Source organism: Comamonas nitrativorans (assembly GCF_042654765.1).
Taxonomy (GTDB): Bacteria; Pseudomonadota; Gammaproteobacteria; order Burkholderiales; family Burkholderiaceae_C; genus Comamonas; species Comamonas nitrativorans.
On the sequence record NZ_JBHSEW010000002.1, the window covers coordinates 346,531 to 359,379 of the forward strand.

The 12,849-nt window shown below is 68.7% G+C and carries 13 protein-coding genes; 3 read left to right on the forward strand and 10 right to left on the reverse strand.

Going from position 1 to position 12,849, the window contains the following annotated elements; all coding sequences use genetic code 11:
- The first annotated feature begins 2 nt into the window (after positions 1–2).
- The 3 genes from ACFO3A_RS04045 to ACFO3A_RS04055 are packed head-to-tail and all read left to right on the forward strand — an operon-like array spanning position 3 to position 2,987.
- Entirely contained in the window at positions 3–818 is an 816-nt protein-coding gene (locus tag ACFO3A_RS04045; RefSeq protein ID WP_377724193.1) for an ABC transporter permease, read from the forward strand.
- 16 nt (positions 819–834) lie between these two features.
- Complete coding sequence (locus ACFO3A_RS04050; protein ID WP_377724195.1) at positions 835–1,704, forward strand: ABC transporter ATP-binding protein; 870 nt, start codon at positions 835–837, stop codon at positions 1,702–1,704.
- Positions 1,701–2,987, forward strand: a complete 1,287-nt coding sequence (locus ACFO3A_RS04055) for an NnrS family protein (RefSeq protein ID WP_377724196.1) — start codon at positions 1,701–1,703, stop codon at positions 2,985–2,987. The genes ACFO3A_RS04050 and ACFO3A_RS04055 overlap by 4 nt, the downstream gene beginning before the upstream one ends.
- 15 nt (positions 2,988–3,002) lie before the next feature.
- On the opposite strand, the gene ACFO3A_RS04060 is transcribed toward ACFO3A_RS04055, so the two are convergent.
- From ACFO3A_RS04060 to ACFO3A_RS04105, 10 genes are all read right to left on the reverse strand, one after another.
- On the reverse strand, positions 3,003–3,773 hold the full coding sequence (locus ACFO3A_RS04060) for a Crp/Fnr family transcriptional regulator (RefSeq protein ID WP_377724197.1): 771 nt from the start codon (positions 3,771–3,773) through the stop codon (positions 3,003–3,005).
- A gap of 290 nt (positions 3,774–4,063) precedes the next feature.
- The gene (locus ACFO3A_RS04065) at positions 4,064–4,897 is read right to left on the reverse strand and encodes a TOBE domain-containing protein (RefSeq protein WP_377724198.1); all 834 of its coding nucleotides are present in this window, start codon (positions 4,895–4,897) and stop codon (positions 4,064–4,066) included.
- A 78-nt stretch (positions 4,898–4,975) separates the two neighbouring features.
- Entirely contained in the window at positions 4,976–5,827 is an 852-nt protein-coding gene (modD, locus tag ACFO3A_RS04070; RefSeq protein WP_377724199.1) for a ModD protein, read from the reverse strand.
- A gap of 14 nt (positions 5,828–5,841) precedes the next feature.
- Positions 5,842–6,684 (reverse strand): Rossmann-like domain-containing protein, encoded by an 843-nt coding sequence (locus ACFO3A_RS04075; RefSeq protein ID WP_377724200.1) that lies wholly within the window; start codon positions 6,682–6,684, stop codon positions 5,842–5,844.
- Positions 6,678–7,472, reverse strand: a complete 795-nt coding sequence (locus tag ACFO3A_RS04080) for a methyltransferase domain-containing protein (RefSeq protein WP_377724202.1) — start codon at positions 7,470–7,472, stop codon at positions 6,678–6,680. The genes ACFO3A_RS04075 and ACFO3A_RS04080 overlap by 7 nt, the downstream gene beginning before the upstream one ends.
- Positions 7,469–8,248 carry an ABC transporter ATP-binding protein gene (locus ACFO3A_RS04085; protein ID WP_377724204.1) on the reverse strand — a complete coding sequence of 260 codons (780 nt, stop codon included), beginning with the start codon at positions 8,246–8,248 and terminating at the stop codon, positions 7,469–7,471. Before ACFO3A_RS04085 ends, ACFO3A_RS04080 begins: the two co-directional genes overlap by 4 nt.
- Complete coding sequence (locus tag ACFO3A_RS04090) at positions 8,245–9,276, reverse strand: FecCD family ABC transporter permease (protein ID WP_377724207.1); 1,032 nt, start codon at positions 9,274–9,276, stop codon at positions 8,245–8,247. The genes ACFO3A_RS04085 and ACFO3A_RS04090 overlap by 4 nt, the downstream gene beginning before the upstream one ends.
- A 25-nt stretch (positions 9,277–9,301) precedes the next feature.
- Positions 9,302–10,360, reverse strand: coding sequence for an ABC transporter substrate-binding protein (locus ACFO3A_RS04095; RefSeq protein WP_377724209.1), 1,059 nt, complete (start codon positions 10,358–10,360; stop codon positions 9,302–9,304).
- Entirely contained in the window at positions 10,357–10,908 is a 552-nt protein-coding gene (locus ACFO3A_RS04100) for a DUF2478 domain-containing protein (protein WP_377724212.1), read from the reverse strand. Before ACFO3A_RS04100 ends, ACFO3A_RS04095 begins: the two co-directional genes overlap by 4 nt.
- Positions 10,883–12,838: a TonB-dependent receptor plug domain-containing protein gene (locus ACFO3A_RS04105; protein ID WP_377724214.1), complete on the reverse strand. Its 1,956-nt coding sequence runs from the start codon at positions 12,836–12,838 to the stop codon at positions 10,883–10,885. Before ACFO3A_RS04105 ends, ACFO3A_RS04100 begins: the two co-directional genes overlap by 26 nt.
- Positions 12,839–12,849 lie beyond the last annotated feature (11 nt).

A 12,849-nucleotide genomic window follows, 5' to 3' on the forward strand; every position in this document is an offset into this window, starting at 1 on the left:
CTATGGAGACAACGGCAAGGGCTGCCCAAATGGTGGCCAGGGGGGCACTGCGCGGCCTGGGCGCGGTGCTGGGGTATTTGTGGAGCGGCTGGGGGGCGATGGTCAGCCTGCTGCTGTTTTGCGGCCTGTGGGAGTGGGGGGCGCAGCACTACGGCGCATTGCTGCTGCCCGGCCCGTACGCGACGATGCAGCAACTGGTGCAGATGCTGCACGAGGGGCTGGCGGGCGGGCCGCTGCATATTTCCGCGCGGCGGGCCTTTTACGGGCTGGTCGCGGCTGTGCTGGCGGGCAGTGTGCTGGGCATGGCGGCGGGCCGGTCGATGACGGCAGCCATGGCGGCGCGGCCCTTGGTGACGCTGCTGCTGGGTATGCCGCCGATTGCCTGGCTGGTGCTGGCCATGCTGTGGTTCGGCATGGGCGATGCCACGCCGGTGTTCACCGTATTCATCGCCTGCCTGCCGCTGGTGTTTGCGGCGGCCATGCAGGGCGCCCGCACGCTGGACGACCAGTTGCGCGATGTGGCCCATGTGCTGCGCCTGCCCTGGTGGATGCGTCTGACCGATGTGTACCTGCCGCACATGCTGTCGTGGCTGTTCCCGGCCTGGATCACGGCGCTGGGCAGCGCCTGGAAGGTGGTGGTGATGGCCGAGCTGCTGGCCACCACGGACGGCGTGGGCGCAGAGCTGGCGATCACGCGGGCGCAACTGGACAGCGCGGCCTCGCTGGCCTGGATTCTGGCCGTGCTGGTGCTGCTGCTGGCTGCGGAATACCTGGTGCTGGAGCCGTTCAAGCGGCTGGCCGAGCGCTGGCGGCAGTAACGCGGGAGGCCATGCCATGCAACTAGAGATAAGGCATTTGACGCACCGCTACGCCCTGGAGGATGTGCTGCGGGACGTGAATCTGGACTTGTATGCGGGCGAGACGCTGGCGCTGGTCGGCCCCTCGGGCTGCGGCAAAAGCACGCTGCTGCACATCATTGCCGGGCTGCTCACGCCCACGCAGGGGCAGGTGCAGTCGAGCTTTCGGGGGCTGGGCTGCATCTTCCAGCAGCCGCGCCTGATGCCCTGGAAGGATGCGCTGGGCAATATCGCCCTGGGCCTGAAGGCGCTGGGCGTGCCCGGGCACCGGCGCCGCACCCAGGCTGCGCAACTGGCGCTGCGCCTGGGGCTGGCCGAGGGCGACCTGGGCAAGTACCCGCACGCGCTTTCCGGCGGGATGCAAAGCCGCGTGGCCCTGGCCCGCGCCCTGGTGACGCAGCCGGATCTGCTGCTGATGGACGAGCCGTTTTCCGCGCTGGACGTGGGCCTGAAGCACGAGCTGTACGGCCTGCTGCGCGAGCAGGTGGCCCTGCGCGGCACGGCGGTGCTGATGATTACCCATGACCTGATGGAAGCGGTGCGGCTGGCCGACCGCATCGTCGTCATGGCCCCGCAGCCGGGGCGGGTGCTGCGCTCCTTCATGGTGCCGCTGGCGCAGGAACAGCGCAGCGAAGCCTGGATTTACGAGCGCACGGCCCGTCTGGTACAGATGCCGGACGTGCGCGAGAGCTTCGGCCTGCCGCCTTTGGCGCCCGTCTCGTCCGCACCGGCAGATGGGGCGTACGAGGAAGCACAGACGACGGACATGGACATGGAAACAGTCGCCAGCGCAACGCCTTGCTGTGCGCAGGATGCGACACCGCACCGGGGAGGGTGCGCCGTATGAAAAAAATAGCTGAATGGCCGCTGTTCATGTGCGGTTTCCGGCCTTTTTTCCTGGCAGGCAGCGCCATGGCCTGCGCCGTGATGGCCGCCTGGCTGCTGATGCTGGGCGGGCCGTGGCCGCTGGACTGGGCGCCGCCCGGCGGCGTGGCGCTGTGGCACGGCTACGAGCTGGTGGTGGGCTTTGGCAGCGCCGCCGTGGCGGGGTTCTTGCTGACCGCCATCCCGGAATTTACCGGCACTGCGCCGCCGCCGTCCGGGCGGCTGGTGGGGCTGGCGCTGCTATGGCTGCTGGGCCGGCTGGCCTGGGGTATTGGCGCATGGCTGCCTGCGCCGCTGGACGTGCTGGCCGTGGCGCTGACGCATCTGCTGTTTACCGCCGGGCTGCTGGCGCTGCTGCTGCCGGCGCTGAACCACGATGCGCAGGCCCGGGGCCACCTGAGCTTTGCCTGGGCGCTGCTGGCGCTGCTGCTGGTGCAGTCGGGCTTTTTTGCTGCTTTGCTGTGGCACTGGAGCGATCCGCTGGCCTGGGTGCGGCTGGCGGTGGGGCTGATGATGGTGCTGATCATCCTGGCGGGCAGCCGCATTTCCATGAACGTGGTCAATCGCCTGGTGGAGCTGGGCAAGCCCGACCTGGCCGAACACGGGACGGTGGGCTACCTGGCGCGGCCACCCCGGCGCAATCTGGCCACTTTCTGCATCTGCCTGTGCAGCGCAGCGGAGTTTTTCAAGGGCAGCGATCTGGTCACGGCGTGGCTGACGCTGGCGGCAGCGGCGGCCATGTTCAACTTGCTGAACGACTGGCACATTGGTCGCCCGTTGCTCTACCGCTGGGCGCTGATTCTGTATACCAGCTACTGGCTGGTGGCCTTGGGCTATGCGGCCATCGGCCTGTCCATGCTGGGGGCGCCCTGGCTGCCCTCGGCAGGGCGGCACTTGCTGATGGTGGGGGCCATGGGCCTGTCGATCTTCGCCGTGATGAATGTGGCAGGCCGCATCCACGCGGGGCAATGGCTGGATACCAGCCGCTGGGTGCCGGCCACGGCGCTGGCCCTGGTGGCATCGGCGCTGCTGCGTTTTCTGGCCGGGCATTTCAGCCTGGCGCCGTGGGCGCTGGGGCTGACGCTGGCGGCGGGCCTGCTCTGGGTGGCGGGCTTTGCCGCCTACCTGTGGCGCAACGCCCCCCTGCTGTCCACCCCGCGCGACGATGGCCAGTCCGGCTGCGCCGAGCCTTTGGAGCAGGTGCAGGCGCTGGCACAGCCGTCCTCCCCCAGTCATCACCACTGAGGGTTCAGGCCCTGGCTACAGCAGATTGCAGCATTCGAACATGCTGCCCCCCAGGTGGGCCATGGGGCGGCGCAGGTCTTTGGGGCTGGGCGGGGGCAGGCCGGCTTCGTGGCACAGGCCGGCGATGTCCAGCAGCACCAGTTCCTTGTTGCGGCCCCGGCCCACCAGCCCCTGGCGCTTGAGCTGCGAGAGGTGGCGCGAGAAGGTTTCCGGCGTGATGTTGAGCTGGCGGGCAATGACCTGGCTGCTGGCGGGCAGTTGCAGCCAGGCCGTGCCTTGCTGGGCGTGCATGTCCAGCAGGTAGCTGACCAGGCGTTGTAGCGAATTGTTGATGGTCAGCAGGTCGATGCGGTGGATGGCCTGGGTGATGCGGCTGGCCAGAATCTCGACCAGGGAGAAGGCAAATTCCGCCGACTGGCGCGTGAAGGCCAGCAGCGGTTCGCGCGGCATCCGGTAGAGCTGGCTGTCTGTATTGGCATAGGCCGAAAGCGGGTAGCAGCAGGGCTGGGCGTACATCATGGTTTCGGCCACCAGGGCGCCTGCGCCCAGCAGGCGGAAGGTTTTTTCCTCCCCCGTCAGGCTGGGGCTGTAGAGGGTGATGCCCCCGGTTTCGATCCAGTAGAAGTGCAGCGCCTCGTCCCCCGCGATGAACAGGTGCTGCTGGGCCGACAGCCGCACCGGCTGCGCATACTGCACCAGACCGGCCAGCATCGCCGGGTCGGCCTTGGAAAATATCTGCGAGGTCGAGAGCGCGTGCTGTAGCGCCTTTCTACTCATGGGGATCATCAACGGCTTTCATTTTCTGGCCGCAAGCAATGCGCAGGCCAAGACCCGGTAGTGTAAAGCGTACAAAAATTTATGAGAATCATTCTCAATCTAAAATTTCAATCAAATCGGCTGGGGATGACAGTTTTTGCTACTTACAAAAGAGCTGTTTGCGCTGACAAATAAACAATTTCAGCAACTATCCATCAAAAAATTGTTTATTTATCAGCAGAAACAGCTATCTTTTAAGAAGAATTTCCGGTCAGGAAGGCCCTGCACGAATCTCGCTGCCAAGCCTCTCTGGAATCAGCTCAGACCGGCACGCCGACGATCACGCTGGAGGCCTTGAACAGCGCCGATGCCGTCACGCCCGGCGCCAGGCCCAGTTCGGCGCAGCTTGCGTTGGTGACGATGGCGGCCACGGCGCCGCCGCCCGGCAGGGCAAGCGCCACTTCGCTGTTCACGGCCCCTTGCTGTACGCGCGAGACGGTGCCTTGCAGGCAGTTGCGGGCCGAGAATCTGGTGCTGTCCGCGTCCGTCACCACGATCACCGACGTGGCCTTGACCAGTGCAAACGCCTCGCTGCCCGGCACCAGACCCAAATCCACCGCGCTGCCGTGCGTGACGATGGCGGTAAGCGGCTGGCCCATGCCGGGCACGTCCAGCACGATCTCGTCGTTCACGATCCCGGGGGTCACGCGGGACACCGTGCCGAAGAATTGATTGCGGGCGCTGGTGCGTACCCCCATGCGCCGGATCAGCAGCAAATCGTCGGCCACGCCCTGCGCCTGTTCACTGAGCTGGTCGACAAAATGGCGGTGCGCCCGCTCGATGACGCCAAAGCTGCGCACCAGCCGCAGGCCCCGCTCGGTCAGCCTGGTGCCGCCGCCGCCCTTGCCGCCGACAAGCCGCTCCACCAACGGCTCGCCTGCAAGCTGGTTCATGGCGTCGATGGCGTCCCACGCAGCCTTGTAGCTCATGCCCATGGCCTTGGCCGCCCGGGTGATGGAGCCATGGGTGGCAATCAGCGTCAGCAGCTCGACCCGGCCCGGGCCGCCCAGGCTGCGGCCATCCACGGTCATCCATACCGAGCCGCGCAATTCGATGCGTCCGCTGTTGTTGTCCTGCTTGGCTGTTGTGGCCATGTCTGCCCTTTCGTTGAAGATTGGCGGTGGCAAAAATCCTGTGCGCCGAGTATAGAAAGGGACAGGGGGCGGACCAGGCTATAGCGGCACCACGCGCACCCCGACATCTGCGGGCGGGGCGTGGTGCAGGCTGCTGGTGACCAGGGCATCGACGCCGCTGGTGGCGTAATCCGCCGCGTTGCCCAGGTGGATGCCGCCGGCTGCCAGCAGGCGCAGGTGCGGATGGCGCTGGCGCAGCGGCGGGCACCAGGCCCGCAGCGCCTCGGGGGTGGCCTTGTCGAACTGCACCACGTCGGCCCCGGCAGCGGCGGCGTGCAATGCCTCGTCGAGCGAGTGGGCCTCGATCACGCATTTCTTCTCGGCCAGCGCGTGCGCCACGGCTGCCAGCCGTTCGGCCAGGGCGTCCCAGCCGCCAAGCAGTGCCCGGTGCTGGGGAAAGACCAGCACCGTCTCGCCCACGCCCAGGCGGTGCGGGAAGGCACCGCCGCTCAGGGTGGCCTTGAGCGCAATGCGGCGCAGCCCCGGTGCGTGCTTGCGCGTGGTGAGTACGGCCACGCCGGGGGCGGCGGCCTGCACGGCTTGCACCATGCGGGCGGTGGCACCTGCCACGCCGCAGGCGTACTCCAGCAGGTTCTGCGCCACCTTCCAGGCCCGCAGCAGGTCGGCGGCATGGCCGGTGGCGGCCAGCAGCACGTCGTCCGCAGCCACGGGCGTGCCGCTGGTCAGCCAGTGTTCCACCTGCCCGCCGCAGTGCTGCACGATGCGGGCGGCTTCCTCGGTGCAGGCCGCTACCGAGGCGCTGCGGATGCTCAGGCACATGCGTGCCTGCTGGCCGCCGACGGCAAGCAGGTGGGTGGTCAGATCGACCAGCGGTGCATCCTCGGCAATCCAGACGTCGATGGTTGCGTGGTCGAAAAATACGGAGTTCATGGCATTCGACTTTTTCACAGGCACAGGCAGATGCGTTCGACCGATTTGCCGAAGAAGTGGTAGCCCGAGCCGCCCTCGGCCAGCAGGTCGAGCAGCTCGGCAGCGGCCAGCACGCGCGTGCCGCCGACCACGGTGGCGCCCCGGCGGGCAAAGGGTGCGGCACGCAGCGTGGCCGTGGGGCCGACCACGGCGGCCTGGGCACCGGGGCGCAGGTGGCTTAGCAGGTCGTCCAGCGTGCCGTTGACGAGCGTGGTGCCGGTGGTGATGAGTACGTCGGCCTGGGCGACGATTTCAGGGGCGCGGTCGGCAGGGGCGTAGAAGGGCAGTTCTTCGGGCTTGAGCGTGGTCGGGTCGAGTTCCAGCACATGAAAAGGCTGGTGGCTGCGCCGCAGCGCCCGCAGATAGGGCGGAAAGGCGCCGACCAGAGCCACGCGCTGGCCGAGGGCAATCGCCAGGGCATCGAAGGCATCGCCTTCCACCACGCGGGCGCCGGGGGGCGGGCCGTCGTGCTGCCACAGGGTTTCGGCCAGGGCGTTGAGCGTGGCAATGGCCAGTGCCCGGCGCAGGTCCTGCGGGCGGTACAGGTCTTGCAGCACCTCGGCGGCGCTGCGCCCGGCGATGCGGCCCGGCACGGGCATGGCCAGGGCGGAGCTGGGGCAGCAGACGGCCTCGGGCACGCCCTTGATGGGGGTGGCGCACAGGCCGCCCACGCCGTTGTCCAGTTGTACGCCGGTGAAGAAAATGCCCAGCACGGCCCGCTGGATGCGCAGGCGGTCCAGGGCCCGTGCGCCCAGGGTGTCGCGCACGTCGGCGTGCAGCTCGGCCAGCAGGCTGTGGGTGGCTACGGGATTCAGCATGGCGATTTCTCCCAGGAGATGAAGGCCCAGCGCATGGGCTGGCCGATGCGCTGGGCGGGGGTGGCGCGGTCGTACCAGGCGTGCAGGCGGGCGGTTTCTTCCTCGTCCAGCCCGCCCATCGACCAGGCGACGCGGCGGGCGTAGTCGTCGAAATCCGGCGCATCCGCCAGGCGGCTTTCCTGCGTGAGGTAGGACAGGCAGGGGTGGATGCCCATCCGGTGCAGGATGTTCACGAGGTAGATGTAGTCGGGCACGGTGGGCACGCTGCGGCCGATCACGCGCTGGATGGCCGGGTCGGTGAAGTGCCCGCCTGCGGGGTGGGTAAGGTAGACGCGCCGCCGTGCATGGGCGTCGATCCTGATCAGGGCGGCGGCGATGTCGTCCACCAGGGTGGCCCGCGAGGCGACGGCAATGTCGCACACGGGCACGTCGCTCCAGTCGTCTTCCCAGGCGCGGTGCAGCGCCTGGACGTGGTTGAGGCCTTGCGCGGCGGCCCGGGTGCGCAGGGCGTCGAGCATGGCGGGGCTGTAGTCCAGCCCCACCACATGCCGTAGCCGGGGCGCCACGGCCAGCGCAATGGTGCCGGGGCCGCAGCCGATGTCGAGCAGCGATTCGGCCCCGGTGAGATCCATGCGGGCGACAAATTCCTGCGTATAGCGGCTGTGGGGCGCCTTGGCGGCCATGCCGGCAGCGCGGGAATCCCAGGCGTTGGCCGTCTTGCGCGTGGGCGCGGCGATGGCGAGGTGGTCGCGGTACAGGCGGCCAAAGTCGATGGCTTCGATGGTCATGCAGTCATCCGGTTCAAGAAGGGGGAGAGGGACGCGGCCACGGCCGCTTCGCTCACGCCATAGAGCGCGGCCAGCGCCGCAGGCGTCGCGGTGGTTTGCGGCGTGCCGATGGCCATCAGCCGCCCGCCGCCCAGCAGTGCGATGCGATCGGCAATGCGCAGTGCGTGTTCGGGCTGGTGCGTGGTCATGAGGACGGCCATGCCGCCTGAGCGCAGGCGTTCGATGTGTTCCAGCACGCGAATCTGGTTGCCGAAGTCCAGGCTGGCCGTGGGTTCGTCCATCACCAGCAGCGCCGGCTCCTGCGCCAGGGCGCGGGCGATCAGCGCCAGTTGCCGCTCGCCGCCGCTGATGGCGGTGTAGACGCTGGCGTGCAGGTGGGCAATGCCCAGCATCTCCAGGCAGCGGCGTGCGACCTGCCGGTCTGCCGCACCCGGAGCGGCAAAGCGCCCCACGCGGGCGGCGCGGCCCATCAGCACCACGTCCTGCACGGTGAAGGGGAACAGACCCGCGTGCGCCTGCGGCACATAGCCCACGTGGCGGGCAAAGGCCGCACGCTGCCATGCAGCCACATCCTGCCCGCCGCAGCGCACCGTGCCCGCCAGCGGCGGCAGCAGGCCCAGCAGCGTGCGCAGCAAGGTGGTCTTGCCGCTGCCGTTGGCGCCCAGCAGGCACAGCACCTCGCCGGGCGCCAGGGCAAAGTCCAGCCCTTGCGCCACGCGGCGTCGGCCGTGGCCGATGGCGAGTTGCTGCGCCTGGAGTACGGTGGGGGCCGTCATGTCGACCTCCCGGTGCGGGCCAGCAGGAACAGGAAGAACGGTGCGCCGACCAGCGCCGTCAGGATGCCCAGCGGTACCTCGATGCCCGCGATGGTGCGGGCCAGGGTGTCGGTTGCCACCAGAAAGCCCCCGCCCAGCAGCAGCGAAGCGGGCAGCAGCCGTGAAAATTCCGGCCCCACCAGCAGCCGGGCCACGTGCGGCACCACCAGCCCCACCCAGCCGATGATGCCGGTCAGCGACACGGCCGCCGCCGTAGCCAGCGTGGCCCCGGCCACCAGCACCAGGCGCAGGCGGGCGACGGAGACGCCCAGTGCCAGCGCTTCCTCGTCCGGCAGGGCCAGCAGGTTGATGCGCCAGCGCAGCAATGCCATCGGCACCAGCCCCATGAGCAGCGCGGGGGCGGTGGCCAGCAGGTCGGCGGTGGTGACGGCATTCAGGCCGCCCAGCAGCCAGAAGGTGATGGTGGGCAGTTGCGCCATCGGGTCGGCCAGAATTTTGACCAGCGAGATACCCGCCCCCAGCAGTGCGCCCACGGCAACACCGGCCAGCACCAGTACCAGCACCGGGTCGTGCCGCTGCACCAGCCCTGCGACTGCCAGCACCACGCCGACGGCCAGCAGCCCGCCGACAAAGGCCAGCACCTGCACGACGGCAATCGGCAGGCCCAGGTAGATGGCCGCCACCGCGCCCAGTCCGGCACCGGCAGAGACGCCCAGAATGTCCGGCGAGACCAGCGGGTTGCGGAACATGCCCTGGTAGGTAGCCCCCGCCGCCGCCAGGGCCGCCCCGACCAGCAGGGCCGCAGCCACACGCGGCAGGCGGATGTGCCACACCACCGTTTCCACGGCGGCGGGCAGGCCCGAATCCACCCCCAGCAGGCGTGACACCACGGCATGCCACAGGTCGGCCGGGGCCACCGGGAATTTGCCCGAAGCAAAAGCTGCCAGCACCACGGCCACGAGCAGCGCAACGGCCAGCAACCAGCGCAGCGGAATTGCTACTGAAAAAGAAGCTTCTTGCGCTTGCATGGCAAGGGATTTAGCCCGGTTTTCCTTATATTCCATCCAGCAGCCTTCGCACCGCCTGCGGCGACAGATCGGCACCGTAGAACCCCTGGTAGAAGTGCCGCACCGCTTCGGGCAAAGGTTCCAGTGCGTGCAGCGCCGGGTGGCCGGGGTGCAGGCGCTCCAGCAGCCAGCGCACGCCGATCAGGCGGTTGACGCCGGGCGGCCCGTCCAGCCAGCCGAAGGGCAGGGCGGGGGCGCAATGCACGCGCCCGGTACGCACGGCGGCAATGCTGCGCCACAGCGGGTCGGCCAGCACACGGCGGGCAAAGTCGGCATCCTGGGTGACGATGACCTCGGGGTTCCACAGCAGCAATTGCTCCAGCGACACCCGCGTGAGCGAGCCTTCGCCCATCTCGGCGGCCACGTTGCGGCCAGCGCAGAACTCCAGCAGCTCCAGGTTGATGGAACCGGCCCGCCCGGTTTCCAGCCCGTCGGCGCCGCGCCCGTAATAGACGCGCGGGCGCTGCGGCGGCGGGACGCTGGCACGCACCCGGGCGGCCAGCGCCAGGGCGGCATCGGCTTGCCGTGCCAGTTGCTCGCCGCGTTCGGCCACGCCCAGCAGGCGGCCCACCTGGCGCAGTTGTGCGGCATGGTCGGCAATGCGGCCCTGAATCAGCAGCGTGGGCAGGCCCGTCTGCTCGCTGACGCGGCGCATGCCGGAGACGTAGGTGGCATCGGCCGTGCCCGCATCCAGCACCAGGTCGGGGGCCAGTTGCAGCAGCGATTCCAGCGGCACCGTGCTGCCGCGCCCGGACAGGCGGCCCGTATGCGGCAACGCCCGCAATTGCGGGCCGAGAAAGGCCCGCGCCTCTGCCCCCAGGGTCAAGGGCCAGCCCAGCAGCTTGTCCGGCGCCAGGGCCGCGACCAGCACACCGGCAGGCGGGCCGGCTGCGAACACCTTGCGCACGCGCTCGGGCGCAGGCAGGGCACCCGAACGTCCGCCGAATTGGGCAACGACCACGTCCTCTACGCCCTGGGCACGCAGGCCCAGCGGCCACGCCCCCAGCGCCAGGGCGGCTTGCAGGTACAGACGACGGCGCATCATGCCGGCCCCTGCTGCGCCAGGGCGCGGGCGCACCATTCATGCAGCGCGGGCAGGTGCAGCGGTAATTCCGCCCCCGCGCCGCCGGTAAAGTCGCGCCAGGCGGCCAGATGCCGGCGGGCGATGACGGTCAGCACCGGAATACCGGCGCAGGCCAGTGCGGCCAGCTCGTCGGCCAGGCCACGGCCCGTGGCCTCCAGTGCGCCGAAGCGGTTGGCCACGGCCAGATCGACCCGGTCGGCCAGCGCCTGGCGCAGCACCACGCTGGCCTGGGCGACGCCGCCCGGGTCGAGGCAGCAGCCCTGGGACAATGCGCCGCAGTCCTGCGAGATGCCGAATACCTGGCCGGTGCGCAGGTCGACGACCTGCATCGGCGGCTTGCGGCCCGCTGCTGCCGGCACATGCTGTTGCCACAGTCCGCCCAGCCGCCAGCCCTGCTGTTGCAGGTCGTGGCACACGGTGCGGATCAGCGCGTCGGCAGCCTCGCCGCGCGTGGCCTCGTCCGCGTAGACGAGGGCCGCCAGGCTAGAAGCGGTAGCGGGCATTGACATACCAGTACCTCCCCGGCATGGGGTAGCCGTCGGCCAGTTCGTACCACTTGTCGGCCAGATTGTTCACGCCCAGCTCCAGCGACACATCACGCACGGGCGTGTAGGTCGCCTTGACTCCGGTGGTGGCAAAGCCACCCAGCTGGCGGTAGGCGCCGTCGAAATTCACATGGCGGCCCCGTTCGGCCTCCAGCGTGGCATCAACGGCCCACTGTGCATTGGCCTGCCACTGGACGGCGGCAAACAGGCGGTGGCGCGGCGTCTCGACCAGCGTCACGCTGCGGTTGCTGAGATTGGTGCGGTTCAGGTAGGTATAGCTGGCGCTGGCATTCCACTGGGTGGACAACTGCTGCGCCAGCGACAGCTCCAGTCCCAGGTTGCGCGTGCGGCCCACGTTCTGGGCCTGATCGCACACTGTGCCACCGCACGCCGTGGAGGGCACGACCACGGTCTGAATCTGGTCGTTCACGCGGCTGTGGAACAGCGCGGCCTGGCCCTTGGCACCGACCCAGGGCTGGCCGGTCACGCCCAGTTCAAGGTGGTTGGCGGTTTCGGGTTGCAGGTCGGGATTGGGCAGCGCCCGGCCCATGCGGGCCGAGTAGCGGTCCTTGATGGTGGGAAAGCGCGTCTTGTGCGACAGCACGGCATACACCTCGTTCTGCGGCGTGAGGGCATAACCCAGCCGCAGCAGGCCGTTGGTGGCGTTGGTCGAGCCTCTGGGCCATACGGCAACGTCCCTGGCATCGCGCTTCTCGCGGCTGATGCCCACCGTCAGGTGCCAGCGGTCGGTCAGCACGATGCGGTCCTCGGCCACCAGCGAGGTGGTGACGTCGCGGTAGTACTTGCCCGCGTCGTCGTGCTCATCCACCTTGTAGTGCGCGGCAAAGCGCAGTTCGTGCCGGTCCAGGCTGTAGTTGGCCCACTCGATGGCACCGCCCTTGCTGGTGTCCTTGTAGGCGCTGGTCGGGTCGTGCGCCGTGTAACCGGCGTTGGTATACATGTCCAGGCCGTTCTTGTAGCTGTCGTGGTACAGCCGCGTCTTGAGCACGTTGTTGGTGCCGATGCGCGTGCTGCTCAGGAAGTAGATGCTGTCCTTGTCCCAATAGGGCCAGCGCCAGTAGCGCGGCTTGGTGCTTGTCGATGCGCCGGTGTAGACCGGGTTGCCCTTGCGGCCTTCCTGGCGCACGTAGCCCAGGGCGTATTCGTCGGTGGCATTGGGCGTCAGGCCCAGCTTGAACGACAGGCGCTTGTCGGTGCGGCTGGCGTTCTCGCGGTCGCTGCCGGTGTCGGTGGGCGCTTTCTTGTAATCCGTAAACCCCTTGGGCAGCGGGAAGCTGTCGGCATCCAGGTACGACGCGCCGATCTGGTAATACCAGCTTCCCTGGTTGCCGCCCAGGTTCACGGCGGCCTTGCGCATCTGGCCTGCGCCCAGGCCCAGCAGGGCATCGCCCTCAAAACGCTTGACCGGCTTGCGCGTGACCAGATTGATCGCGCCGCCCAGCGTGTTGGGGCCGTAGAGCAGCGAGGCATCGGCCTTGGCAACGCGGATCTCGGCCAGGTCGAAGGTGGTGAAGCGGCCGAAGTCCACATAGCCGTCGTAGGGCACGTAGAGCGGAATGCCGTCTACATACACCGGCACCTGGCGCGAATCGAAGCCGCGCACGTAGACCATCTCTTCGTTGCGTGCGCCGACGCGCGACAGGCTGACCCCGGGCAGCAGGCGTACCGCGTCGGCAACGGTGTCGGCATTGCGGCGTGCGATCTCTTCCTGGCCCAGCACGGCCTCGTCGGCAGGCTGTGCCTGCGTCCGCGTGCCGGTGACGGTCACCGTGCCCAGCTCGAACACGCCGTCGGCGGCATACACCGCCCCGGCGGAAAGCCCCAGCGCCAACAGCACTGGACTGGCCCGTTTCATGGATACCCTCGCTGCCATTTCTACCCCCT